Origin of the sequence: Paenibacillus sp. FSL R5-0519, from assembly GCF_037974275.1 — a bacterium.
In the GTDB taxonomy this organism is placed as follows: domain Bacteria; phylum Bacillota; class Bacilli; order Paenibacillales; family Paenibacillaceae; genus Paenibacillus.
The window spans coordinates 1375950-1402537 of record NZ_CP150234.1; the positions used below are offsets into that span (position 1 = coordinate 1375950).

General features: G+C 45.7%; 16 protein-coding genes and 1 pseudogene. 14 read left to right on the plus strand and 3 right to left on the minus strand.

What is annotated here, in order from left to right; genetic code table 11:
• Positions 1-20: 20 nt before the first annotated feature.
• The 7 genes from MKY73_RS06065 to MKY73_RS06095 all read left to right on the plus strand — a co-directional run bounded on the left by MKY73_RS06065 (position 21) and on the right by MKY73_RS06095 (position 12115).
• Positions 21-1253, plus strand: a complete 1233-nt coding sequence (locus MKY73_RS06065; RefSeq protein WP_339306230.1) for an MFS transporter — start codon at positions 21-23, stop codon at positions 1251-1253.
• Between the two features lie 79 nt (positions 1254-1332).
• Positions 1333-2655 (plus strand): LLM class flavin-dependent oxidoreductase, encoded by a 1323-nt coding sequence (locus MKY73_RS06070; RefSeq protein WP_339306231.1) that lies wholly within the window; start codon positions 1333-1335, stop codon positions 2653-2655.
• Positions 2656-2788: 133 nt separating this feature from the next.
• Positions 2789-3616, plus strand: coding sequence for a sugar phosphate isomerase/epimerase (locus tag MKY73_RS06075; RefSeq protein ID WP_339306232.1), 828 nt, complete (start codon positions 2789-2791; stop codon positions 3614-3616).
• Positions 3617-3794: 178 nt separating this feature from the next.
• Positions 3795-5291: a dockerin type I domain-containing protein gene (locus MKY73_RS06080; RefSeq protein ID WP_339306234.1), complete on the plus strand. Its 1497-nt coding sequence runs from the start codon at positions 3795-3797 to the stop codon at positions 5289-5291.
• A gap of 21 nt (positions 5292-5312) precedes the next feature.
• Complete coding sequence (locus MKY73_RS06085; RefSeq protein ID WP_339306235.1) at positions 5313-7718, plus strand: S-layer homology domain-containing protein; 2406 nt, start codon at positions 5313-5315, stop codon at positions 7716-7718.
• Between the two features lie 191 nt (positions 7719-7909).
• Positions 7910-10942 (plus strand): histidine kinase, encoded by a 3033-nt coding sequence (locus MKY73_RS06090; RefSeq protein ID WP_339306236.1) that lies wholly within the window; start codon positions 7910-7912, stop codon positions 10940-10942.
• 18 nt (positions 10943-10960) lie between these two features.
• Positions 10961-12115, plus strand: coding sequence for a response regulator (locus MKY73_RS06095; protein ID WP_339306238.1), 1155 nt, complete (start codon positions 10961-10963; stop codon positions 12113-12115).
• Between the two features lie 254 nt (positions 12116-12369).
• On the opposite strand, the gene MKY73_RS06100 is transcribed toward MKY73_RS06095, so the two are convergent.
• Entirely contained in the window at positions 12370-12510 is a 141-nt protein-coding gene (locus MKY73_RS06100) for a hypothetical protein (RefSeq protein ID WP_339308807.1), read from the minus strand.
• On the opposite strand from MKY73_RS06100, the pseudogene pstB reads away from it, so the two are divergent.
• Positions 12490-12569: pseudogene (pstB, locus tag MKY73_RS06105) on the plus strand (phosphate ABC transporter ATP-binding protein); the annotation flags it as partial. The gene MKY73_RS06100 and the pseudogene pstB sit on opposite strands and share 21 nt — an antisense overlap.
• Positions 12570-12743: 174 nt before the next feature.
• Positions 12744-14882 carry a hypothetical protein gene (locus tag MKY73_RS06110; RefSeq protein ID WP_339306240.1) on the plus strand — a complete coding sequence of 713 codons (2139 nt, stop codon included), beginning with the start codon at positions 12744-12746 and terminating at the stop codon, positions 14880-14882.
• A gap of 297 nt (positions 14883-15179) precedes the next feature.
• Here the strand turns inward: MKY73_RS06110 and MKY73_RS06115 are convergent, their stop codons facing one another.
• Complete coding sequence (locus MKY73_RS06115) at positions 15180-20516, minus strand: hypothetical protein (RefSeq protein ID WP_339306242.1); 5337 nt, start codon at positions 20514-20516, stop codon at positions 15180-15182.
• Between the two features lie 218 nt (positions 20517-20734).
• On the opposite strand from MKY73_RS06115, the gene MKY73_RS06120 reads away from it, so the two are divergent.
• The 5 genes from MKY73_RS06120 (at position 20735) to MKY73_RS06140 (ending at position 25359) form a co-directional block, all read left to right on the plus strand.
• Positions 20735-21682 (plus strand): YafY family protein, encoded by a 948-nt coding sequence (locus tag MKY73_RS06120; protein WP_339306244.1) that lies wholly within the window; start codon positions 20735-20737, stop codon positions 21680-21682.
• 73 nt (positions 21683-21755) lie between these two features.
• Entirely contained in the window at positions 21756-22292 is a 537-nt protein-coding gene (locus tag MKY73_RS06125; RefSeq protein ID WP_339306246.1) for a DinB family protein, read from the plus strand.
• 26 nt (positions 22293-22318) lie between these two features.
• On the plus strand, positions 22319-22795 hold the full coding sequence (locus tag MKY73_RS06130; protein WP_339306248.1) for an EVE domain-containing protein: 477 nt from the start codon (positions 22319-22321) through the stop codon (positions 22793-22795).
• Positions 22796-23567: 772 nt separating this feature from the next.
• A complete protein-coding gene (locus MKY73_RS06135; RefSeq protein WP_339306250.1) occupies positions 23568-24308 on the plus strand; it encodes a hypothetical protein in 741 nt (246 codons plus the stop codon).
• A 457-nt stretch (positions 24309-24765) separates the two neighbouring features.
• Complete coding sequence (locus MKY73_RS06140; protein WP_339306252.1) at positions 24766-25359, plus strand: YdeI family protein; 594 nt, start codon at positions 24766-24768, stop codon at positions 25357-25359.
• A 396-nt stretch (positions 25360-25755) separates the two neighbouring features.
• Here MKY73_RS06140 and MKY73_RS06145 read toward each other — a convergent pair whose 3' ends face one another.
• Positions 25756-26553, minus strand: a complete 798-nt coding sequence (locus MKY73_RS06145; RefSeq protein ID WP_339306253.1) for a membrane lipoprotein lipid attachment site-containing protein — start codon at positions 26551-26553, stop codon at positions 25756-25758.
• Between the last annotated feature and the right edge of the window lie 35 nt (positions 26554-26588).

Below are 26588 nucleotides of genomic sequence, written 5' to 3' on the forward strand. Positions count from 1 at the left end.
ATAGTATGGAGAATGCCAAGATGCCACAATGGAAGCGAAATCTGTATATTCTGTGGTTCGGCCTGTTTTTCAATCATATGGCGTACTCGCTGTCCGTTCCGTTCTTTCCCATATTCCTGCAAAATGATCTCGGTATCCAGAGCGGCCTGGAAGCTTGGTCGGGGATCTCCATTTCGATCAGCTTTCTGATCAGTGGATTATGCGCACCCTTCTGGGGATCGCTGGCTGACCGATATGGCAGCAAATTAATGCTCGTCCGTTCAGGAGTGGGGCTGGGCATTGCGCATCTGGCTAACTTTTTTGTATATGATCCATATACGTTTATCGCCGTAAGGGTCTTTCAGGGACTCATGGCTGGTTTTCATCCCGCCTCGATTACCCTAATCGGTACCAATACACCGGAGAAACATGTCGGTTATGCACTTGGCGTGATCTCCACGGCTAGCGCTGCGGGCGGGATTCTTGGCCCGCTTGCCGGAGGTGTGTTGAGTCACTGGATCGGACTGCGGGGATGCTTCGTTGCCTCGGCGGTAATTACATTAATCGCGGCTTTGATGGTCCTCGGTGTGAAGGAGTCACGACAAGTTCGTACGATCGTTCCAACGAAGATCATGGGGGATTTGAAAAGAGCAGCTTCCACGCCCGGCCTGATGCGAATCTATGGTTTGATTTTGTTGGTCTCGACCTCCGTGCTTATCATCGAACCTGTGCTGACGCTCTATGTCGTGCAGATTGGCGGGGATGTTGGCAGTGCAACACTTAGTGCGGGCATTGTCTTCTCGGCGATTGGTGTGGCAACCGTCATTATGGGACCCCGTTGGGGCAAGATTGGTGGCAGGATCGGATACGAGAAAACACTGTTTATCGGTCTGATCGGCGGCGGAATTGGCAGTCTGCTGCAGATGACAGCTACGAATCTGATTTATTTTGGCAGCCTGCGATTTGTGTATGGTTTGTTCTTTGCCGCGGTCTATCCGGCGCTCAATGCGCTGATTATCAAGTATGCTGACCACGATTTTCGTGGGAGGGCAGTCAGTCTGAGTCAGACGGCGAGTCAGTTCGGCATTGTGCTTGGGCCGTTAATCGGTGGTTTGCTTGGTGGATGGATCGGCATTCCGTTTATTTTTCTATTCACAGGAGTGGTATTGCTGGGAGCGGCTTGGGCAGTCAGGGTTAGTGATGTGAAACAGGCGGGGAAACCCGGATTAAGCATGACAACAGCAGAAGCGGGCGGACACAACATAAAGAAATGACAACACGACGAAACAACTCTAAGAGATAAAAGGATATTCGAACGGTATGGACATCACTACAAAATAGGGAGGAATATATATGTCGCAACGACAATTGAAATTGGGAGCTAATCTGAACGGAGTGGGTAACAGTATCTCCTTTTGGCGTCACCCGGATATTCCCACTAACGCGAGTGTTAGTCTGGAATTCTACAAGAAGCAGGTGCGTATCGCGGAAAAAGGGAAGTTCGATCTGCTCTTTATTGCAGATGGTCTCTTCATCAACGAGAAGTCCAATCCTCATTTTCTCAATCGCTTCGAACCTCTGACGCTTCTGTCCGCACTCGCCGGGGCCACTTCCCACATTGGGCTGGTTGCTACATTGTCTACTTCCTATAGTGAACCGTTCACGGTTGCACGGCAGTTTGCTTCGCTGGATCAATTAAGTGGTGGGAGGGCCGGATGGAACGTGGTTACTTCACCTTTGGAAGGATCAGCACTGAACTTTGGCAAAGGCGAACATCCAATCCATGCGCTGCGCTACGAAATTGCGGAAGAACATCTGAATGTGGTCAAAGGTCTCTGGGATTCCTGGGAGGACGATGCCTTTGTAGGTGACAAGGAACAGGGCGTATTCTTCGACCCTGCCAAGCTACATACGCTTAATCACAAAGGAAAGCATTTCTCCGTACAGGGCCCCCTTAATGTGGGGCGTTCGAAGCAGGGTCATCCGGTGATTTTCCAGGCGGGCTCATCCGAATCCGGTAAAGATCTGGCTGCCCGCTCGGCGGATGCCGTATATACGGGACATGAGACGCTGGAGGAAGCAAGGGAGTTCTACCGGGATGTGAAGGCAAGAGCGGTGGCGTATGGACGTCAGGCAACGGATATCCTGATCTTCCCGGGCATTGGTCCCATTGTGGGTAGAACAGCGGAAGAGGCGGAGCAGAAGTATCAGGAAATTGCCGAACTGGTGAGCATTGATCAAGCGCTGAACTATCTGGGACGTTACTTCGATCATTACGACTTCTCCCAGTTCCCGCTGGACGAACCTTTCCCCGAGATTGGGGAGATCGGCAGCAACAGCTTCCGCAGTACAACAGACAAGATCAAGCAGCAGGCACGAGAACAAGGGCTGACCTTGCGGCAAGTAGCATGGTTAGCGTCTACCCCGCGTACATCGTTCATTGGTACACCGGAACAGATCGCAGATCAGATTCAGGCATGGTTTGAAGGTGGAGCGGCAGACGGATTCAATGTTCGTACTGTGGTGCCCAATGGATTGGAAGATTTCGTGGAGCTCGTTGTTCCGGTTCTGCAAGAACGAGGGCTGTTCCGTACAGAATATGAACACGAGACACTAAGGGAGAATCTGGGTCTTGAGATTCCACGTAACCGGTATGCGCTTGAAGCTGTGAAATAGAGAAGTTAGAGCGGTAATGACGTTAAATTAACGTTGTTGCCGCTCTTTTTGCTGGTTTCTTTTTCGGAGAGTACTGTTATTATAAAATGATAAACAAGCTGCAATTCCAGACGAGTCACAGGAGGAGATTGGCATGATTAGAGGGTTAACGAATGCGGGACTGGGCAACATCGAGTCTGATGAACAATATATCACTGGTGCGGCCAAGCACGGATTCGAATCTGTAGATTTGAATCCGCTCTCATTGATTGAAACGTATGGGAAGGAACGGGCGAAACATCTGCTGGAAAGCAATCAGGTAATCATCGGTTCATCGGGTCTGACGGTAGAATGGCGGACAACAGATGAGCAATTTCGTGAGGGATTGCAATCGTTGGTCGCCATGGCAGAAGCATCTGCTTCGCTGGACTGTTACAGCTGTTGTACGTATATTCTACCTTCAACGGATCAGCCGGCAGCGCAATTTATGGCAGCGGCTACAAAACGCTTGAGACTCTGCGCAGACATCTTGGATGCATTCGGAATCAAGTTGGGTCTGGAGTTTGTGGGATGCCATCATTTGCGGACGCAATGGAAAAATCCGTTTATCTGGCGTGTGGAGGATACGCTGGACTGGATCGATACGATCCATGCGCCCAATGTTGGCTTGCTTGTAGATTCCTATCACTGGCACACGAATGGTCTCCCGATGGAAGATCTGTTGAAGCTGAAGAAAGAGCAGGTTGTTCATGTGCATATCAACGATGCTTATGATTTGCCGATCGAGGAATTGAAGGATGGAGAACGCTTGTATCCTGGGGAAGGTGTAATTGATCTGAAAGGTTTTCTGAAAAACCTGAAGGCCATTGGTTACAATGGTGTCGTGGCTCAAGAGGTACTGGCACCGGCATCCGAATTGGATCTGGAGACGCGGTTCGCCAAGTCGAAAGCAGGCTTTGATCAGGTATTTGCAGCGATCTGAATCATGCGGAGGAAACATAATCGATTAGAACGACTGGAGTAAACGGGTATCCGTTTGGTCTGGTCGTTTTTTTTATGCTTGTTTTTGATCATCCCAAACCTGTTTATGTTCAGTGATTGTTAAGAGCGGCTTGTTATATTGATTCAGAACGTCATTAGAAACTTAAGGAGGAGACCAGTTGAATCTACATACTAACAAGGGTGCAAGAGTCAAGAGAACACGATGGAGTGTGCTTGCTCTTGTCATTACATTACTCACAAGCGTGGTTTTTCCATCTTCATCGGTACTGGCTGCAACAGGTCCAGTTTCATTAAGTCGACCTACGGATATTGAGTTCTACACGGCGGCTGATGGTGAAACAGAGATGCTCATCGCAGATAGCGGCAACAATCGGGTTATTCGGGCTACGCCGGAAGGTGAGGTACTATCGACGATAGAGGTCGATAATGTAACGGCGGTAACGATGGGTAACGATGGATTAATCTACGCTGCTGAATCAGGGACATCCCTACAGATCCATATTTTTAACCCGGATGGTACAGTAAGCGCACCACCTATCGACTTAAACAATAAATATTGGATGAACTTGGGGTATGGCGTGGATCAAAGGTATATTCGGAATGTCATCAGATTTAAACAGCACAACAGAGAAACTATAGGTGTAACCTATAACGAGACCAGATTGGTGAATGATGAGACAGAGATAAAGACCAAATTTTCCTATAACTACCTGGATAACTCAGGGAGTGGAAGCAGGGTGAATTTGGAGAAATACTCCAGTGTAATCCCTGGTAATAACGAGGGGGGACAAAATATGTGGTATACCCATAATAATGGAGTTTTTATCTACCCTTTGGTTAGTATACAGAATTCAACGGACAAGCTTGCAGATCTGACACTGGATGTAGTAGACAAACGTTTATATGTTGTGAGCGAGAATCAGATTATGCGCACAGGCTATGAAGGCTTCGTATATCCTAACACTCCTGTGCTGAGCACTTGGGTAACTGGAAACGAGGCATATCCGATTGATCTCAGTAATCAGATTGCTTTTGAACCAGAAGGTGAATTATATATGGCTGATACAGCGAGAGACCGGATTGTTGTATTCAGTGCTGACGGAACTTCTGCTCGTACTCTGGGTCTCAGCCAGGATAATACGCCGAAGCCGGCTGCTGGTGCATTTTCCAAAATGGTTAAACAAGGGCTGCCAGTAACCTTTACATCCGCCGATTTTGAAACTAATTATGCCGACCCAGAGGAACGGCCAATGACGGATATACGCATTACGTCTATTCCTGACAGCGGCAAATTGCAGCTGAACGGCGTTGATGTGGTGAAGAATCAGGTTATTCCTGTCGCAGAGTTGAACACATTGGCCTTTGTTCCTGGTTCAGCTTTTACAGGGATCAAGACAACATTTGGCTGGCAGGCCAAGAATGGAACTGTCTTTTCGGATAGCGTGGATGTCACAATCATGCTGCGAATTAAAGGTGATGCTACCGGTGATGGTGTGCTTACACCAGCCGATGCATTATTGGTCAATAAATATATCAAAGGGTTGATCACGTTTACACCAGAGCAGATTGAAGCATTGGACATGAACGATGATGGTGTCCTGGATGCGAAGGATTCAGCCCTGATTATGGGCGTTTACTTGGGGATTAATTCATAATATCAGAAGGGAGTGACTATCTTGCCAAACCAAAAGGGGCATTTAATATCTACAAAATCCAAACGATCCATGAAGGCGCTTCTGACTATGCTGCTCACGGTTTCCATGATCTTTTCGTGGCTTCCTCAGGCACAGGCCAGTGTAGATCCAATCATTCATATCGGAGAAGTATCTGGTAAACCAGGAGACATCGTCGAAGTGCCTGTATCCTATGATTCAAAAGGCTCAGCATTTTCTTTTTATCACTCCGAGCTGTCCTTTGCCTACGATTCGGCTGTGCTAGAACTTGTGGAAGGGGACGAGGTTGTAAACCGCCAAGCCTATGAAAATTATCAGGGCGTCAGTCTAACTGAGGATACGTCTGCTCTAGGATATATCTCAGTGATCATGACGACGCAAAATTACATTCAGGAATCCACGGCGCTGTATTCCCTTCATTTTAAGATTAAAGAGAGTGCGGCTACCGGTCCAAGTTCAGTAACTTTGCATGCGGGTGCATTAGTAGAGGAATATGATCCGTTTCAGGCGACTGGGGAGAATGGGCAAGTTACTGTGCTGGCGGATGGGAAGCCGGTCGGGAATGTGGTTGTCTCCATCGGATCTGCACAAGGAAAAGCAGGTGACAAGGTAACGCTATCGGTCGATACGGTGTCACTTGATCAACCAATCGGCTCTTACGGGGTACGTTTGAAGTTCAATCCCGCAGCCATGCAGGTTACTGATGTTACAGGCGACAGAACGGAAATACAGTATAACGTGAATAATGAAACAGGATCACTCATTGTAGGCTGGAGTGATGAGAATGGCGGGCTCAGTCCTGTTCCGGCATCCGAGAGCCCGCAGGCGCTGTTCAACATCGAATTCACGATTGCTACCGGTGCCATTGCAGGAAAGTACCCGGTTCAGGTTGTCGACACAACCCTGCCTGAACACTTTACGGTGACGGATGCTGATGCAATTGAAATGAATAAACAGGCAGTACCCGGTGAGATTACGGTCGTTAGTGGGCCAGTTACACCAACAACGCCAACAACACCAACAACACCAACAACGCCATCTAATCCGGGTTCGTCCGGTTCAGGAAGTTCATCCGGTGGTTCGTCAACACCATCACCGTCTGCAAGCACTTCCGAGAAGATTACCGTACATGTGACCAACGAACGGAACACCAATGCTGTTGTTTCGGAAACGATTATTGAGAGAACCACAGGGGCAGATGGACGCAAAAAGGACGAGGTCAATCTGACGGCCGAGCAGACCTCTCGAGCAATTGAAAGTCTGAAGAAGGCCGGGTCGACTAATGCCCGGATCATGATTCCGGATGAGAAGGACGAGGTATCCGAACTGAACGTGAAGCTGCCTGCCAAGTCTACTGCACTAATGGCCAATGAAAAGATAAATCTGTATATTGAAACGGATAACGCTTCTCTGCAACTTCCGGCGAAATCTTTGCAAGGACTGGACTCGGACGTATTTTTCCACCTTGTGCCGATCAAGGATGCCGCAGGACGTGAAGTGGTGGAGCAGCGTATTCAGAAGGATGCATTAATCGTCAAACAGTCAAACAATACCGCCGATCTTCGCTTGGTAGGTCGTCCAATGACGATTGAGACGAATATGAGCAGTCGTCCGGTGACAGTAGTGCTACCGATCAGGGATACGAACCTGACACAGAAGGAACTGGACAAGCTGCAAGTATTTATTGAACATAGCGATGGGACCAAGGAACTCGTTAAGGGTAAACTTGTTAAGTTTAATGGAACAGACCAACCGGGAATCGAGTTTGAAGTCACCAAGTTCAGCACATTTTCCATTATTCTCATGAATGGCAGCAACTCCTCAGCGTACATTCAAGGTTATGCCGACGGTACATTCAGACCGAATCAGGCGGTTCAACGTGCTGAAATGGCTGCATTGCTATATCGCGTATTACCGTCGGACAGCGATGAAGCAAGCACGGCATCCTATCGGGATATGCCTGACGCCGAGTGGGCACGAGAAGCGATTACAAAGGCGACAGCAGCAGGTTATATGCGTGGTAATGCTGCCAGCGATTTCATGCCAGGGCGCTCTATCACACGTGCCGAGATGGCTGTCATCATCGAGCGGATTTTGACAATTCAAGAGTCAGCTGCCGATGTCAATGCAGAAGCAACTGAAGCAACAACAGCTTTGTCAAACGAAGCTACGGATATTACGCTGCACTGGGCCCGTGAGGCGGTTCAACATGTATTGGCAACGGGAGTCATGAGCGTGTCGCAAGACGGAGCATTCCGTCCCAACGATGCTGTGACGCGAGCAGAGGCCGTTACATTGCTAAATCGTTTGGTGAAGATTGAGCCTGAGGTGTCCGGTACTTCCAGATGGAAGGATGTATCTGTAGATCACTGGGCTTATGGCGCGATCCAGGCTGCATCCCAGAATTAAAAAGTAGATTGCTGATGCTTCTTGTCCTTGTCTTCAGTTGGGGACAAGCAGCATCAGATGAAATCCAGGAGGCATCTGCGGATGCCTTTTTTTCATCGTTATATGGTCGTTATCAAAAAGGATGGACAGCTTCAGGTGCGAGTGGGAAAATAACGCTATGTTGCAAGATAGACGTTACTGGAGAAAGAGAGATGACAGTCATCAGAACGGATCGATTTATGTTAGGGATCGGACTCATGACCCTGCTGCTTGCGCTAGTGGTAACATGGCAGATCTCAGGTGGACACGAAAAGCCCGTGGCCAGACAGGGTATTCTGGACTTGACAGGTATGAAGTGGACGAGCCAATCCGTCATTCCACTGGATGGAGAGTGGGAGTTCTATCCGGAACAGTTACTCTCCCCCCAGCAGATTCATAGCACGCATAATAAACCTGTCATGATGCAAGTGCCAGGTAACTGGGACGACGAGAGAAACAACCAGGGCTATCCGATGAAAGGCAAAAGTTATGGAACCTACCGCTTGATTGTGCAAAACGTGCCGCAAGGTGAGCTGCTGGCCATTGCCAAACGTTATGTTCGTTTTGCAGATGCTATGTATGTAGATGGCAAGTTGATGAATCGTTCCGGTCAGCCGGGAACCTCTGCCACATCGTACGTCCCGCGCAATGAACCTTATACGATCTATTTTCACCCTGAACGTACAGAGATTGAAGTTGTGCTGCAAGTAGCCAATTTTGATTTCCGCAGTGGTGGCATCTATAACTCAATGGATCTGGGATTAGGAAGTCACATGGAAACAAGAACGATCATTCAATCCGGACTTGAGCTATTGATTATAGGGATTGTGGTGATTTTTGGATTGTTGTTTCTGTATCTGTATATCCGTCTGCATCGGGATGGAAATCAGCTGTTGTATGCGCTGTTCTTTATCGGTTTTGCATTGACGGTTGTGACAAACGGGGAGCGTTTGCTGTTACAGTTGCTGCCGGACATTCCTTTTGAGTTGGCGTATAAATTGAAATACATGTCGGTATACGGAGTGTCTGTGATTGTCAGCATGATTACCTGGAGACTTACTCCCGATCTCGCGCCTGTGTTAAAAAGGTGGCTTCAGGTACCCAGCATGGTACTGACTGTCTATCTGGCATTTATTGCGCTGGCACCATTTCGTGTCTATTCCTATATTCAGGAGAGTATGTACGCTATTAATCTGTGTGCCTATGCATTGGCATTCATGGTTATTATACATCAGTATGTTCGGGCAAGGTACGGTAACCGGAGTCGCTCCCAGGCGCAATTGCTTATCATCTGCATCTGGCTTATGCTGATCAACTATGTGCTTGGAATTATTGTTACATGGTACCCAATCAGTCAGGTGCTACTGAACTGTACAACGCTTGTGATTTTGTGTGCCTTTGCCATGTTGCTGATCTATCAATACACACAGGCATATGATTCGATGCAGCAACTTACCCATCAACTTCAACTGTCGGACAAAGCCAAGGATGAGTTCTTGCTTCTGACTTCGCATGAGTTAAACTCGCCGCTCCATAGCATTATTCATCTGTCCCGCTCCCTTCTCACAACGTCACTGAGACGCACCAATGAATTGGAAATTCAGGGCAAGCTTCAGCTTATCCGCAATACGGCGTACCGAATGTCCAATCTGGTCAATGATCTGATTGATATATCACGATTCAGGGATGGCAGCATAAAACTCTCCATGGGAAGCGTTGATCTGGTATCCTGCCTTTCACTGGTTACGGAAGTGCTGGGATTTTTGGCTTCTGGCAAAGGAATTGTTATGATTCGCAGACTGGAGCCTGAAGCACGCTATGTCATGGCGGATGAGAGTCGGCTGCTGCAAGTGCTGTATAACCTGGTCTACCACATGATGGGACAACATCATAATGGGAAGCTGGTACTGGCGTGCGAAAGGCAGCTGGATCATGTACGAATTACTCTTTGTCTGGAAGCTGATACAGATTGGAGTAATCGGCAAAGTCAGGATGCAGACCCTGGTCTACAGCAAGGGGATGAGATTGCTGCGGGGGTTGCTGTTGCAGCGGAAATGGTCAGTGCAATGAGAGGGACACTTGTGGTGAACGATGAAGCAGCCTCAATCATGATTGAGCTTCCTCACGCAGTTAGCACCAACAAGCCCGATATGGCCGAGATAGCCGCAACGCAGGAGACTGATGTGAAGGAGGAGAAAAAGGTGGGAAGCGTGATTTCAGCCCACGTATTAATTGCGACATCTGATCTTGTGGATATGGAACAATTGAATACATTGCTTGCTACAGAAGGCTTTCATCTGAGCTTCGCTGACTCTGATGTCAAGGTTCGGACTGCTCTGGCTGGTGGGAAGTTGCCCGATCTTGTGATTGTCGACGCGATGTTGCCTGAGGTGACCGGGTATGAGTTATGCAAGCAGGTTCGGATGGAGTTCAGTCAGGTAGATTTACCAATTCTGTTTATTAACATGCGCAGTACACCAGCAGATATTGAGGCATGCATTCAGGCCGGCGGTAATGATTTTATTACCCGTCCACTGGATGCTGGAGAAATTCTCGTCCGGATACATACCTTGCTTGGCATGAAGCAACTGGTAAAAGAGGCGGCGAGTAACGAGATGGCTTTTTTGCGTTCACAGATCAAGCCGCATTTTCTGTATAATGCGTTAGGCACCATTATGTCGTTATGTTTTACGGATGGGCCGAGAGCCGGAGAATTGCTGGGCAGCTTCAGTCGTTATTTGCGTATACTCTTCCATCTGGATAACACGGAGGAGCTGATTCCGCTTAGTAAAGAGATGGAGTTAATTCGAGCCTATGTGGAGATAGAGCAGGAGCGATTCGGTTCACGGCTTCAGGTTAAACTGGACGTGGACAGCTCGTTATATTCCTGTAAAGTCATGCCGCTCCTGATTGAACCGCTGGTAGAAAACGCCATTCGTCATGGCGTATCCAAGAAGATTGACGGCGGAACCGTTCGCTTGATCATTCGAAGATACGAGGATAGCGTTCAAGTGGTGGTTGAGGATGATGGTGTGGGCATGTCGGGTAAGCAGGTTGCCTTTATTATGAATAGAAGTCATACAGAACAAGGTATTGGCCTGCAAAATGTACAGAGACGATTGAAACATATGAACGGACAAGCACCTGTGATTCAGAGTGAACAAGGTCTGGGCACCAAGGTTACCATTAAATTTCCATATCAATAATACAGAGGGGGAGAGACCGTGTTGCAGGCCTATTTGGTGGACGATGAGCCGCATGCGCTGAATATGCTGGAGATGTTTCTGACTCGAACGGGAGAAGTCGCCATTGCTGGGCGTTCGGTGAATGGATTCGAGGCACTGGAGGCACTTCAGCATACACGACCGGATATCTGGTTCCTCGATATTGAGATGCCGGGCATGAGCGGATTGGAGCTTGCAGCGAATATCCATGAGGTCGAACCGGATGCCGTCATTGTATTTACAACGGCTTATGATCATTATGCTGTCTCTGCTTTTGAACATGAGGCTCTGGATTACCTGCTCAAACCGATTGAGATGGGCCGATTGTCCAAAACCATTGACAGACTACTGAAGGATAAGGGAAATGCGGTTAAGTCAACTGAAGCGAAACCAGCACGGCAATCTTCGGGGAACAGCAATGGGTCAAATCAATTATTTGTACAAATGTTGGGGAATTTTCGTGTCACGCCTACGAATGGTGAAATGGTCATGTGGCGTACAGCGAAGGAGAAGGAACTGTTTGCATATTTGCTATTGCATGACCCGATCACCGGTGTTGTTCACCGGGATCGCATTATTGACCATCTGTGGCCTGATGAGCGTTACGAAAAGGCCAAAATCTATATGCATACCTGTGTGAGTCTGCTGAGGAAAAACCTGAAGAAGTTGGGCATGGAGCAGATGGTCAGCTACAGGAATGAACATTACATGCTGGACAAAAAGCGAATCCGTGCTGATGTATATGATGTACTGGAACTTGTGCTTCGAATGCAGCGCGAGGAGGATGTTCCACTGGCTCAAATGGAGCGGACTTTACATATGTATCAGGATGAACTGCTTCCGCAGGAAGATTATTTCTGGATGTCTGAACTTAGCCAGAAGATCGAGCGCGGTGCATTGGAACTGATGCTGAAGCTGTCCGAGAAGTACCTGGAACTGCATAACGACAAGAAGGCAGCAGAAGCAGCGGAACGTGCCATGCGGCATTCCCCTTATGAAGAAGAAGCGTATCGTTGTGCCATGCAAGCATATTTGTCCATGGGCAATCATGACCATGTCTTACGTATCTATCGCGATCTTGAAGAACGTTTAAGTGAGTTGCATATTCGTCCTTCTTCAGTGACCACACGATTATATGAGCAGATTAAAGCTTGAAGTGTTAAGGAGTAGCTGCAATGATTCAACGTATGCATGATGATCTGAAATTCCCAAAAAACGTGTCTTGGAGAAAGCCTTCCAGCCCACGTTTTTTGTTTATATGAAAACATTGACAATGCGCTAAAAATTCCAGGATTTACGTTTGCAATCGCACCTATAATTACAAATGTAATAGGTTATTTTTACTATGAACGTGGAACTTTGGGGGGATGAGGCAGACAAGCTCTCATATGGATGATACATGCAGCATATTAGACAACAGGCACGGCATGAATGACCGGATACCCGGCACACGGATTGAGGGTAAAGTTGCCGTAGGAGGAACCGATATCTACAGTGGTGAAGTTCATATGGAGACCTTTGGTAAGAAGATCGGCATGGTCTTCCAGCAACCAAATCTTTTCCCAAATCCATCTATGATCACGTGACATTTGGCCCCAAACAGCATGGATCCCCTCTCCACCTTCAAGAAGGCGATCGTAAAGCAAACAGAAGCCATTCATTTGTATGCTGAATGGCTTTTTTGTTGCTTTTGTAGGAGTAACAGAAATTTGTGGATAGTAAAAATTACCCAGGACTGCTAGACTGACATTATTCGTATTTTAGTACATATAGGGAGGATATTATGAAGAAGTTTTTCAAGGTATGGTTAGTCTTAGTTCTAATTGTTCTCACAACAGCACCATCATTCACCAATGCAGCAACTTCTGCTAATGAAGTTCCAAAACTCCAAAAAATCACTTCTTACTCAGGTACACAGGTACTAACGGAAGAAGGGATTTTGATCTCATGGGGTGGCTTTGGTAGTGACGAAGGCAACAAGATGAATTATACACAATCCGTATTACAAGGAATTAATGAAATTGTTGATGTTTCTGTAGTGTACGGAGTGGCTATTGTCGTAACCCAGGATGGAACGGTATGGAAAGGAAGGGGAGTCGGTGAACTGGCAGAGTATACCAAGGTGTACTCAGGAGATAAGACTCACTTCAGTGAAAATGAAAAGATTGTTCAAGTGGAGGCTACTCAAGATTTTATCTATGCACTGCGAAAAGACGGGCAGGTTCTGGCCTGGAAAAACTCATATTCTGAACCATCGTTACCCACGCTTGTGCCTGGATTAGATCAGGTTAAAGATATCTTCGGGTCGTATTTCATTCGACAAGACGGTACGGTGTGGCATGTTATGCCTGGAACTTCTGTAGCAAGACAATACATAACAATAACGGATGTCAAAAAGGTAGATCAGTATGGATCTGTGTTCCTTAGAGAAGATGGCACGGTATGGGCCAAGAGCGGGGACTCTGCTGTACAAATACAGCAGCTCCCCAAAATTGTGGACATCTCGAATTCATCTGATGCGCGGTTTGCTTTGGATGAAGCTGGAAACCTATATGGTTGGGGGGACAATCGTACAGGTACTGTAGGAGATGGCACAGCCAATCAAGTCACCATTCCCAAGATTATTCTCAAGAATGTACGTTTGTTAAGTGATGCAGACAGTGGACACATGGTCGTTCAAAAAAAGGATCTGAGTGTATGGGCATGGGGATTTAATCATGATGGTGGCCTTGGCATGGAACTGCCTAATAAAAAGAAGAATTCACCAATCCCTGTCCAGGTACCATTCGAGTGGCCTACACTCCATGCTTGGGAGCAAAGTGTTCATTTGAATTTAAATGGTAAAAATCTCTATTTCACATCGAATAAACCTTATCTAACGGTAAAACAGGAAGTTTTGTTCCCGGCTCTAGCCTTTGCCAAACAAGCAAAATGGTCTGCTTCCATATCCAACGGCAAATTAAACGTGAACGATTCTATCCATTCGTTATCTGTAACCAAAAGCAGTATGGTCGATGGCAAGGGAACGGACCTTTCTTCAAATACCTCAGCGCAGTTCCGAAATGGGGAAGTCTATGTCCCGCTAAAGGTGCTCTCTGAAGCATTTAACCTAACGTCGAATTACTACTCATTCGATAAATCATATGGGATATATACTGCTGATTTTGCACAAAAGGATAATCTGGATGACTACGGGAAACTGATTCGAACGAAAGCTCTACCTGTTAATGCGTCCAAATATCCATATATTCTCGCGGGTATCCCTAATTCGTATTATGAGAAAGAATTTCCTAAAGCGAAATTACCCAAAAGCTTATCTTTGAATGCAGCGCAGCTCTATCGGTCAAAAGCTGTGGGGCTTCCCATTGCGTTAACTAGTGAGGACTTTGGCCGATACGCCAATCATATTTCAAAGTACTATGAACTCTTGTTGAATACAGATTACCGTACCATCAATATGGATTGGGCAGAAGCAATAGAAAGCCATGTGGGTGGTTCTACCAGTAAGATGGGTAATAAGACAGCCAGACAGCTTCAGATGGAAGCGTATGTGAAATGGATAAAGAACAAAAAAGTGATTATTCAGGGAGATGCTCGGCCTGAACCAAGTATGGTGACATATCGTAATGGGGTATTGTATATGCGTACCTATATTCAATATGAGATCGTGCAAGCCAATGTACCGAATGATTTGAAGCTTCGTAAGGATCGTGTTGTACAGCTCATTACTGCTCCCAAAGACAAGAAGATTATAGGTAGTTATGCGATGTATGTAGATGTTCCTTTAACTTCGGATCCAGTATTTAGTAATGGAAGTGCATGGGGTTCTTGGTCGAATGGATTGAAAGTAGACACGAGGCAAAATGATATTATAAAAACGCCTTGGGAGAGTGTGGTTACGTTAACTATGTCTCCTGATTGATAAAGCGGTGTTGAGCTTGTAAGTGGATTAGGCAGAACTGCCGAATGGCACCAAACCTTCTCTATCATTATAATAGAGCTCGTCAGAGCTGAGTGTTTATCGGTGGCAGGACGGATGCAGCAGGAAGCACTGGAAACGACTCGAGCGGAAGCTGTGACGATGATCTACAAACTGCTTTTGGCGCTTCACGTGTAAATGCAAAGTATTTAATGAAAATAAACGAAGGTCATCCTGACAAGGATGGCCTTTGTTTATTTTGCATGTGGCAGGTTATGAAAAGTCTGTTCCCAGCGCAGCTTATTCTTCCTGTTCTATAATCTCCACATCGGTTTTGTTGGAGGCTAGGAAAGAAGGAAGCAGACTGCCATCGGGCAGTGCAATGTTAAAATGTAATAACGCCTGATTAAGCAATCGACAGTGTTCAGGTATGCTGTGCACCAGCACATTAAATTGAATGTCTACCGTCCCTCCTGGGGCGATTGTCCCCAATGGAAGTCCCTTCACAACGTCTCCATCGGGTAGGAGCTGTCCGTTAACCACTACGCTGCCAGCAATAAAGGTGGACTCCGCTTGGAGTACATCTTTCAGAATGACATCTATCGCTGGCAATGAGCTTGCGTTATGAATCAAAATTTTGTAACGGAGATGGGAATGGACTTCAACCTCAGATTTGTTTGCACTTTTGACAATGGTGAGCTGTGGCAAACGACTCGGAATAACCACAGTTTCGGATTGGAGTGACCCAACTGTTGCTTGACCCTGAGCTTGAAATGTAGCTGTGAATTGATTAACGATACTTCCGTTTACGGGCTGGTTAATGACGATAACCTCAAACGTAATACTTGCGCTATGCGCCGGCTGAAGGGATGCAATGAAAATGCCCGCGGCTGGATGAGCTCCAGCAACCAGTTGTCCGTCCAATCTTACACTACCCTCAACGAATCGGGTTCCAGTCGGAATTGGGTCGGTGATCGTAACCTGAACGATTGTATTTCCCGTATTGGTAACGACGATCTGGTATGTGATGGTGTCGCCCACAACAACTGAAGTTTTATCCGCTGTTTTTTGAAGGGTAATCTGTGTTGGCGAAGTGGAGGTTACGAGTACGTTGACGGGATTGGATTGGAGTGTAAAAATCGTCTGTCCCAACGTATAGCGAAGGTTCGCCTGATTTGTAATTAGTGAAAGCGTAGTGTTTGCGTTTACGCTGACTTGGAAGGACAACACGGTGGTGCCTCCTGGCGGAATAATGCCGAGATTGATTCCGGCCGCAGGGTTTCCCAACGGTGCCGCTACTCCGTTAACGACTACACTGCCCGTTACCGATGATGTTCCTTGAGGAACAGGATCGGTTAATACAACCGAACTTATGAGTGATCGGTTATTATTGCGTATAAGGATGCTATAAGTAATGACATCACCAGGTAAGGCATCAGGTCTGTTCGCCGTTTTGTTAATAGATACATTGGGATTGTTTACATAAAGGATAATGGAATTCGATTGTGAGTTGTCCGTTAGTGTTCGTCCGTCTGCGGTAAGGAAAGTAAAGCTTGCAGTCGCTTGATTTATAATCTCCAAACTTGGAGGTATGGAGGTAAGGGTCACCGAGAATGCGACTTCCATTTGCTGCCCCGGAGCAATCGTTCCCAATGGAATGCCAGTAACAGGGTTGGCTGAGGGTAAAGGGTTGCCATTGGATACGACACTTCCCTGCACAAAGGTCGTATTGGCTGACAATATATCGAACAAGGTCACCTGGGCTGGAACTGGACCTGAATTACGGACAGTAAACAGGTACTGAACCGTATCTCCAATCTGTACATTTTGAGTGCTTGCCGCTTTGACTATGGTGATGATCGGGAGATCTACAGGTGTTGTCACTGCATTGGACTCCACGTTATCTGTGAAATCTCCTGTGGTGAATCGGACTTGCGCCTGATTGGTTACAAGGACAGGCATAGGCTCGTTAATAACACTATCATTAACTAGGACTTGAAAAGTGACGGCTACTGAATCATTTTGTAGGATCGAACTGATCGTTATGCCTGTAGACGGATTGGCGCCAGGGGTAACGGTGCCATCTACAGTAACACTTCCTGGAACAAATGTGGTACCGAGCGGGATCGGATCCGTAAGCAAAATATCGGTAATGGGCGTCGATACATTATTTTCGATCAAAATCGTATAAGTGATTGTTTCCCCTATCTGAACATGCTGGGCAGGTGTTGATTTCAATACGGATATAATATTCTCAGCCGTAACCGGGATGGAGACGATATTGGATAATACGCTGTCACTGAGAATGCGACCATCTGGCAGAATGGCAATATAGTCAGCTCTGGTTTGATTGTTCAGTACAGGCGGATCAGGAAGCGAAGTGACTACAGCCTGAAATGTGACATTTACAGGGAATTCACGAGATATCGTGCCCAGAATAACGCCTGTCACTGGATTGGTCCCGCTCCATCGATTCCCATTAATGAATATACTGTTCTGCACAAACGTCTCTCCCGGCGGGAGTGGGTCAAACAATATGACATCTGCATTCAGATTCCCCGTATTGGTGATGAGTAGAGAGTACGTAATGGTGTCTCCCACAACCGCAATTGATTCGGAAGCGGATTTCTCGATATTTATAATTGGACTATATACGGGGATGGTCACTATATTGGACAAGTTCTCTATAGTGGTTGTTCCGACAATAAATTGGATGGTTGCCTGGTCTGTCAAGTAAAAAGGATTGGGCAGAGGCACAGGCAGATCGGTAACGCTGACCTGGAAGGTCACAACAACCTGACTATTGCCAGGAATGCTGCCGACATTAATACCAGCAGAAGGATCGGCTCCCGGAATGACCGTCCCATTCAAGGTTACACTATCTGGAACAAGCTCGGAGCCGGCCGAGATCGAGTCGGTAAAGATGATGTCATTAACCGTGAAGCTTTCAATATTATCGATAACGATGGTGTAAGTGATCACATCTCCGTCCACAGCATCAATCACATCAGCGCTTTTGGTTACAATCGGGTCTGGAGACGATATTGGTATGTTGATTTCATTGGAAGGGGAGCTTCCCGGAATGACACGCCCATCTGGTGGATTAAATGTATAGTCCGTCGTTGCCTGATTCACTAGTTGCTGATTGGCAGGCAGGGTATTCACGATAATCTGAAATGTAACAAACAGGGATTCCCCCGGAGCCAGCGTTCCTAAAGGAATACCTACATTCGGATCTGCAGCAGGCAATGGAATGCCATTGGATATCACGGTCCCCGGTACAAAGGCGGCATCTGGCGGGATTATATCCGTCAGTGTCGCGTCTGCGGCGATATTGCCGGAATTCGTGACATTGAACTGGAATGTTAACGTTTGACCAACGACTGCAAAGGCAGGATCGGAGTTTTTGGTTGTTGTAATGATCGGATGATATACGGGTATGATTAAAGGATCAGAGAAAGATGCTTGCTCGAACGGGCCGCTCGTAAACGTAACCTGTGCCTGATCAGCCAGCTCGGGCGGATCAGGTAAGAAAATAACGTTAGTGCTGAATGTGACGGTGATAGACACACCGGGTCCAATCGTTCCAAGGCTTACCCCTGTGGTCGGATCTGCTGTGGGCTGAACGATTCCATCAATGGTTACACTGCCGGGAATAAATGCCGATCCGATTGGAATGGCATCTGCAAATACAACATTGTCAATCGGATCAGTATCTGAATTGGTGATAACTACGGTGTAGGTTAGTGTATCTCCTATAACAGCATCAATGCCACTGGCTGTTTTGGTGACACTGACCAGCGGAGTGGATACGGTCACGGTTACGATGTTGGAAACAGATGTGTCTGTGATCACACGCCCATCAGGCAGTTGGGAGGTATAGTTGACAGTCCCCTGATTCGTTAAGTCAAATCCCCGAAACAGCCCAGACACCAGTACCTGGAATGTGACAGTTACCGTATCACCAATGGCTACATTTCCAACGTTGATACCAGAAACGGGATCATCTGTCGGCTGTACAGTGCCATTAACCGTAACGCTCCCTGGTACAAAGATGGAACCTTCCGGAATCGGGTCCGTTACGGTGCTGATTGCATCAATATTTCCGACATTTGTTACGAACAGTGTATATGTCACCGTGCTGCCAACTAGAGCATTGGCTGTGTCTGCGCTTTTCTCAATCGTGATGTCCGGTTGAAAGACAGGGACAGTGACCGCATTGGACGGAGCCTCATTGGAGATGATGGGGCCATCCGGAACGGTAGGTGCTGTATAACCGACTTTCGCTTGGTCAAACAGACGAGGTGGTGTAGGCAATGAGGTTACCTGCACCTGAAATGTAACGATAACCGAGCTGCCGGCCGGAAGTGAGCCGACAAAAATTCCGGTTAGGGGCTCCGTTCCCGGCTGTGATACCCCATCAATGGTAACTGTGTCGGGTATAAAGGAGCTTCCCGCAGGAATGTTGTCGAACACCACCACATCCGTAGCGTCCGAAACGGAAGTATTTTCCACAAGCACCGAATACGTAATCGTATCTCCGACAATTGCATTCTGTTCACTCGCGGTCTTCGTGGCAGTAATCACAGGGGTATTAATATTGATCTGCAGGGCAAAGGAATCAACCAAGTATCCGTCGCCCGAAGTTGTTAAACGCAGTAAAGCAGAGGTTTGGGTGTTTACAAGTGTAGTACTGACATCCACGTTAGTAATGTCCCATCCTTGTCGTCCGCCCACAATATTCGTCCCAGGCGTCCCGTTGATCTGATTCCGGTTGCCGAAGGTGCCTGTGGTGTCCAACGCCCCGGTATCTCCGTTAATCTGGGAGGCGAAGAAATTCGTTGCGAAATTGTTCGGACCGGATAATGCCCTTAGATTGGAGACGGTGGGACCAAACAAAGCCTGATCTCCCGTTTTGTTCGCATCTCCCTCTTGAGCTCCGAGTAAGGCTCTGCCAGCCAGAGGGCCAGAAAATGGTGTTGCAAAGCCCTCAATCGGTGTAGTAACCGGACCTGATGTCGAAAGAATGACCTCGGCACCTACCCGAATCGAAAGGTTCCGCAGGGGCAAGGCTGGATTGCGGTAAACCACGCCAAGTGTCCAGCCTGCATGATTCGACGTCGGATCAGGAATGGACAACGTCCCGACTACGCCACCTGTCACATATGTACCTGCCCCACTAGCTCGAATTAAATCCGTTACGTCCGATGATCTTACGTAAGCGAAGGTTCTTGGAAATCCAGATGCCGTTGAAAGTAGAACTTCTCTAGCTGTGGCTGGATCGGGAGAGACGGTGGTTACACCGACGGGTGTGGTCAGAATGACATCTTTGTTAATAAAAGCCGAATTGTTCTCCTGATTATCAATGAATGTTCCACCCCAGATTAGTTCCGCATAGAGAACAGTACTTCCCACAGGCAGATTGAGAACAGCAGCTGAGCTGTTGTTCTGAAATACGTTGGTGGTTCCAGGTGGATAGGAGCCGAACTGCACGTTGGTATCCGTGATGATGTACCCTCCAATACTGTCCACCGTACCGGGAACACCCACCGTATTGGACCGGCTTAGCCCCAGCGTATTTCCTGTAAAAGTTATAGCCCCGGTATCATTGATCACATACCTTTCAATAAAAGCCACCTTTCTCACACCTTTCTCCATAAATTGCACACTAATCAATATATTTGGGTGAAAAAAATTTATGTTGAAGTACAGGCTTGATATTGAGTAGGGACACAACTTTGTAATTTTGTATTTCCGCTATCTTTAATTCTGCCAGTTCTCAGCAGAAGCCAAGAAGATAAGTTATTGTGATAGAATAAGTTAGGTTTGGATGAAGGAACGTTGGGGGCTGGAAAATGAACAAAACGGAGCGGCAGCTTGCGATTACGCTTGAATTACAGCGAAGAAAGATGTTAAGAGCAGAAGATTTAGCGGCTCAATTCGAGACAAGTGTACGTACGATATATCGAGATATCCAAGCATTAAGTGAAGCTGGCGTTCCGATCATGGGAGCCCCGGGTCATGGGTATTCCTTGATGGAAGGATATTTTCTGCCCCCGGTAAGCTTCAGCGCAGAAGAAGCGGTATCCCTGCTTATGGGAGCTGATTTTATTGAACAGAGATTGGATACGGAATACGCGATACAGGCTAAATCGGCTCAACGGAAAATTGAAGCCATCTTACCTGAATCCGTTCGTAACGAGTCCACACGTGTCCGGGAAACGATGCGAACGCTTCATACGCTTGAACCCTTAACCCGAGTGAGGGTGAAGACATACCTTAACCAGATTCGTAATGCCATTTTGGAGCAACGGAAGATTAGCTTTATGTACCTGAAGAAAATGCCGGGAGCGGATGGCACTCGGTATAACATGCGTGAGGTTTCCCCCTATGGACTCTCGCTTGTCCAGGAGAATTGGGTATTGATTGCACGTTGTGATCTAAGACAAGACATCCGTCATTTCCGTTTGTCACGCATGACTGAACTTTCAGAGCTGGAGGAACACTTCCATTTACCGCCAGATTTTGATCTGAACAGTTATCGACCTCCTGACGACCGTAACGAACACATATTAATCAGGGCAAAACCTGAAATTGCTGACAAAATTATGGAGGCCCTTCATTTTTATATGGATGCATTTGAGGAGCAAGAGGAAGGTGTGATTTTTCATTTTCGTATCCGCTACCCGGAGGAAATATTGCATTTTTTGCTTGGCTGGGGTGGAGATATCGAGGTCTTGGAGCCGGAATCTTTACGCTTTCGAATGCAGGAAGTCGCCAAAAACATCTTAAAACACTACTGACATACACCTGTCAGTAGTGTTTTTTTATACTTTGATATATCACAGATCAAGAGGAATTGGAGTTGGTTGAAGGATGAGAAGTACAACGGAAGTATTGAAATCATTTGAAACGGCAGTAGAACGATATTTGGCAGAACTGAAAAATTTGGATATGTCTAGCTTACTTAAAAAACAAAGTGAAGAGGAATGGTCCATTGGACATATGTATGTACATTTGATTCAATCAGCGCTTTTTATGCATCTGCATAATATTGAGCAGTGTTTGAGCAGCAAGGATTCGACTTTAAACTTGGGGGAGGAAAAAACAGAACTGGGTAGGCAAGTGTTTGAATTAGGACAATTCCCTCCCGTACCAATTAAGGTTCCTGCTTCCCCGCAGTACACCCCGCAACCACCCGAGAGCATGGAGTCTTTGATCGATGGGCTTCACATGGTCGTGGAACGGATGAGAAGCACGGCATTTGTTCTACACCAAGCGTCCGTAAACAACAAAATACGTCATCCAAGGCTTGGCGCTCTAAACGCTCAGGAGTGGTTTTTGTTGATAGAGATGCACTACAGACATCATTTTTTGCAATTAGACCGATTGAAATCGAATCTGGAAATGTAAACGAGAGAAGGGAATGAGATGTATCCATGAAACCAAATCAGGACAGCAGATATTGGATTGGTGTTGTATCTGCTTCTCATGTGAATGTAGCCGTAGAGGGAGGGTTTGCGCAGTTGTGCCATGGCAAGTCAGCGCTGTTGCGACAGATGTCCGCGGGTGATTGGATGATATACTATTCTCCTCGCACAGACATTTCAACAGGCAAGCCGCTTCAGGCTTTTACCGCTATTGGTCAACTTACCGACGACAGGATCTACCAATATCACATGTCGGAATCATTTGTACCCTTTCGCCGAGATCTCCGTTATCTTCCGTGTCGAGATGTAAAGATTGCAACGTTGTTAGACCATCTCACTTTTACACGCGGGAATCGCAATTGGGGGTTTCCATTTCGTAAAGGTCACTTTGAGATTGGGGCTGAAGACTTCATGATGATAGCTTCCTCCATGTTGGAAGATGAGACACAGTCACTACTAGATATTAGCTTAAGCCAGAAATGTTAACCAAACCAAAAGGCCCATAGATTGTCTATGGACCTTTTTGCTTTATGGATAATCATAAAAAGCTCTGACGATCATTACGGATGTGTGAGACATCCATGAGTAACCGTTGTGTACATGTTATAAATAGTCGGTTTGACATCAACAGACCAATAGTGAGTGAGCGTAGGAGAATTTAAGAGTTCACGACGAGCCGCTAATCATGCGGCTTTTTTTCGATTTTCAATTGAAGAACCATAACTTTAAAGATGAAACTAAAACCATATCGGGCTTCTTATAGGAATTATCTACGTAAGAACATATTATTATTTAATATTTCACTACAAAATATAACAATTTTTTGGTTGGATATGGTAGATAGTTTTAAACAAAATATGGATTCGGATAATATTTGTGGTAAAATTGAGCAGTGTAAGTAGTAAGTATTTTGTCTTATTCGTATTTGCGATCGTATCATTCTATATCCCGACAGGAAGATCTTTAATTATTATTACACATCGGCTACTTAAAACAAGTAGAGCGACTCCAATGTATTCTAACTCTTGTAATAATTTGTCTGGTGTAATGAAAGGGCTACAGTCTGACTATTATATGCAATCTTTTGATGCTGAATTGAAGGCTTCTTCATGTATCCAAATGAGTGGAGGTTGCAGGATCACCAAGCAGGATCTAACTCAACAGGATATTTTGATAGTGGATATGTAAATGGCTGGACCTAAAAAGCAGAATAAAGCGTTAGGAATATATACTGACTAAATAAGAGGAGGGTCTACCTGTGAAGAAAAAAACATTGGTTTCAATCCTCACCATACCACTGGTAGCTGCATCTGTGAGTGGCTACATATACTTGAATGAACCATCTGTAGTTAGTGCTCAAAGCGATGTTGAAAGCGCAGCACTGAAGGCGACTCAGGGTAAGGTCGATTACATTAAAGAATCGTTTGAAGACGGGTCATACATCGTTCGCTACCGGGACCGTGTGAATTTGACAGAAATCACTGAGGAATACCGTGATAACCAGCTTCATAATAAATTGATTGTTGAAGATGGTGGTAAGAAAATCACTTCGTATGGTCGAGATTTCGAGACAGGGAAATTGGTCGGGAATACCTGGAGCATGCCGGACAACATAGCTGCTGAAAATGAGAAGTTGCTACAGATCTCGCTCTTGGAGAATGCAAAAGAAGAATTACGGAGTCAGGATTGGACAGTACTGGAAGCAGCGGGCACACAATCCCGTTCTGCTACAAAGAGTAACGAGCAAAAAGCTGTTTCGGAGGATAACCTCCACAAGGAAGTTGTAACCATTGATGTAAATACGGGTTTACCGACAAAACGTGTGATTTATCAGAAAGACAAAAACGGTGAAATTGTAACTAGCTCTACCAAGACCGAAGAGTACAAGTACCTGGATTCCATACCGATGAAGATCCAGAGTTTTGCTCCGGAAGAATCCGTAGAGATTAAAGAAATACCGGCGCCTGTAATTGAAGATAAGGTGCTTGGAGGTTCTTAAGACTTTCTGTTCCATCAACAAGTAGAATTAAATAAGACAGCCAGCCCCCGTACTTGGGAGCTGGCTGTCTTATTTCTTATCCGTAGCCGGAATTAACTTGATGGGATTTCAGATTGTTCTACGAGTTTATCAAACAGTTGTGGGTCCGTCTTTTTAAAGAATTGAAGTTGATCATCAGTTAGTTTGCTCATAGTTCCTTTTTGCTTAGTCATTATAAACATTGAGCAGGATAGTTGTTTAGTTGGGGAAAAGGGTTTTAGAATCAGGTCCGTTGCTCACGTCTTCTCAAATCACTTTCTTTAATTATAGGCCGCATAACAGGATGGTCTTTGTTGCTATTAAGGTTTAAATTCAAGTAGAAAAGTCAATAAAAGCTCTGTAAGCAACGCTGTACAATCCACTGAAAACCAGTACAATTGAACCTATAAAACCATGAGATAAAGAGAGGTATTTCTCCATGACGGATACAAGTGGGAATCGCAAAGTTGACGGCTATCTAAAGAAACTCAAAACGTGGAAGGAAGAGTCCACAAAGCTGAGAGAGATTATTCGGGATTTTGAACTGACAGAGGATATGAAATGGATGCATCCTTGTTACATGCTGGATGGGAAAAACATCGTTCTCATCCATGGATTCAAAGAGTACGTGGCTATTCTGTTCTTCAAAGGTGCTCTGCTGAAGGATACACACGACATTTTGGTCCAGCAAACGGAGAATGTACAGGCAGAACGCCAGCTTCGCTTCACCAGTCTGGAGCAGATTGTGGAGCAGGAGGATATGATCAAAGCCTATATCCAGCAAGCAATTGAAGTGGAACAAGCCGGACTGCAAGTGGAAATGAAAAAAACTGCCGAATATAGCGTTCCTGAGGAACTTCAACAGCAATTCGATGAGAATCCTGCTTTCCGAGATGCATTTGAAGCACTGACACCCGGACGGCAGCGGGCATATCTCTATTATTTCTCACAACCAAAGCAATCCAAGACAAAAGTGTCACGAATCGAGAAGTACATGCAGCCGATCCTGGAGGGCAAAGGATTGAATGATTAGTCTTCCAAATTTCACTCATCCACCGTTCATCCTCTCTGCTGCTCTAAACCCTAACGAACCTGAGAAAATCTGTGATTTGTTACATTTCTTAACTGCACGAAAAGAGAAAATAGCGTGTCCTCGGTTCGTTAGAATAGAGTAAAGCCCAAAAAGGCTAATCCCTGTCATCCACATGATGTTGGGGAATGACCTTTTCGCTGATAGATCCTATATTGCACCGTAAACACGGACTGTGTCCTCCGCAATTTGATATAAGGACACCTTAGGATGTATTTGAAGCGATTATTCACAGAGCCGAGCGTACGGGGAAAAACATTTGAATTCTGCCGCCATTACTAGCACGAATTCATCCTCTCCCCGCTCTATGAAATAAGCCGAAAAAAGACACCATGTTTTTTAAGGTGCCTTTGAATTGAATTCATCTAAAGTTATAGGGATAAATGACTGAAATATAGTTTTTCTGGAAGATTTATAAATTTGGTCTGCTTTTAATTCGAGGTTTAAATTGGTAATCTTCTGTTGAATTAAATAGTCTTCAGGGATCTCAATGTGGAACTCATAAGTTTGGCTATCTGGTGTTTTTGAAATTGTCTTTTGTTCAATTAAAGTAGCTATTTTTTTTATAGACTCAGGGACTGAAAATTCGACCGTTGCTCCTTCAACATTTGTGAAATCAATAGTGTATATTAGGGTTCCATTAGTTTGTTTATAGTGTTTATTACGAATAAATATTTCCTTGTCGGCTGAAATCGTATCATCAGCAATTTGACCTTCGTAATAGTAGTCACCGATAGAAATTTTTATATTGTTTTCTTGATCGTCTTTTAATACTACAGTATCAAAATGGTTAAATCGCTGATTAGAATTGAGAATAAGAATATGTTTGTCTTTAACTACGATATTCTCTTTACCAGAGATTTCAGTAACAAGGGCTCCATCAGAGAGTAACTCTATTCTATGGATATCTATAAAATCTATTGCATAAGGAAAATAAATGCTAAACTCTTTGGATTGAAAAAAATAGTTCTCTTCTTGAGAGAGTGTTTTTTCAAGTAACGTAATTCTTTTTTTGTATTCAGTCTGCACTTCCTCATTATTCTGAGTAGAATTTTCTAAAGGAACCGAGGAAGAATCATCTTGAGAACAGCCGGATAACAAAAATAAGAGTGAGCAAATAATTAGGATTTTTTTCATTCTGCCTCCAAATAACGAAGGGCGGCTTATGCCGC

What these genes read in the sequence shown, in the direction of transcription:
- MKY73_RS06120 (WP_339306244.1), top strand. Translation starts at nt 20,735, where the DNA reads ATGAACAAAACGGAGCGGCAGCTTGCGATTACGCTTGAATTACAGCGA.
- MKY73_RS06110 (WP_339306240.1), top strand. Translation starts at nt 12,744, where the DNA reads ATGAAGAAGTTTTTCAAGGTATGGTTAGTCTTAGTTCTAATTGTTCTC.
- MKY73_RS06075 (WP_339306232.1), top strand. Translation starts at nt 2,789, where the DNA reads ATGATTAGAGGGTTAACGAATGCGGGACTGGGCAACATCGAGTCTGAT.
- MKY73_RS06125 (WP_339306246.1), top strand. Translation starts at nt 21,756, where the DNA reads ATGAGAAGTACAACGGAAGTATTGAAATCATTTGAAACGGCAGTAGAA.
- MKY73_RS06145 (WP_339306253.1), bottom strand. Translation starts at nt 26,553, where the DNA reads ATGAAAAAAATCCTAATTATTTGCTCACTCTTATTTTTGTTATCCGGC.
- MKY73_RS06140 (WP_339306252.1), top strand. Translation starts at nt 24,766, where the DNA reads ATGACGGATACAAGTGGGAATCGCAAAGTTGACGGCTATCTAAAGAAA.
- MKY73_RS06070 (WP_339306231.1), top strand. Translation starts at nt 1,333, where the DNA reads ATGTCGCAACGACAATTGAAATTGGGAGCTAATCTGAACGGAGTGGGT.
- MKY73_RS06090 (WP_339306236.1), top strand. Translation starts at nt 7,910, where the DNA reads ATGACAGTCATCAGAACGGATCGATTTATGTTAGGGATCGGACTCATG.
- MKY73_RS06130 (WP_339306248.1), top strand. Translation starts at nt 22,319, where the DNA reads ATGAAACCAAATCAGGACAGCAGATATTGGATTGGTGTTGTATCTGCT.
- MKY73_RS06065 (WP_339306230.1), top strand. Translation starts at nt 21, where the DNA reads ATGCCACAATGGAAGCGAAATCTGTATATTCTGTGGTTCGGCCTGTTT.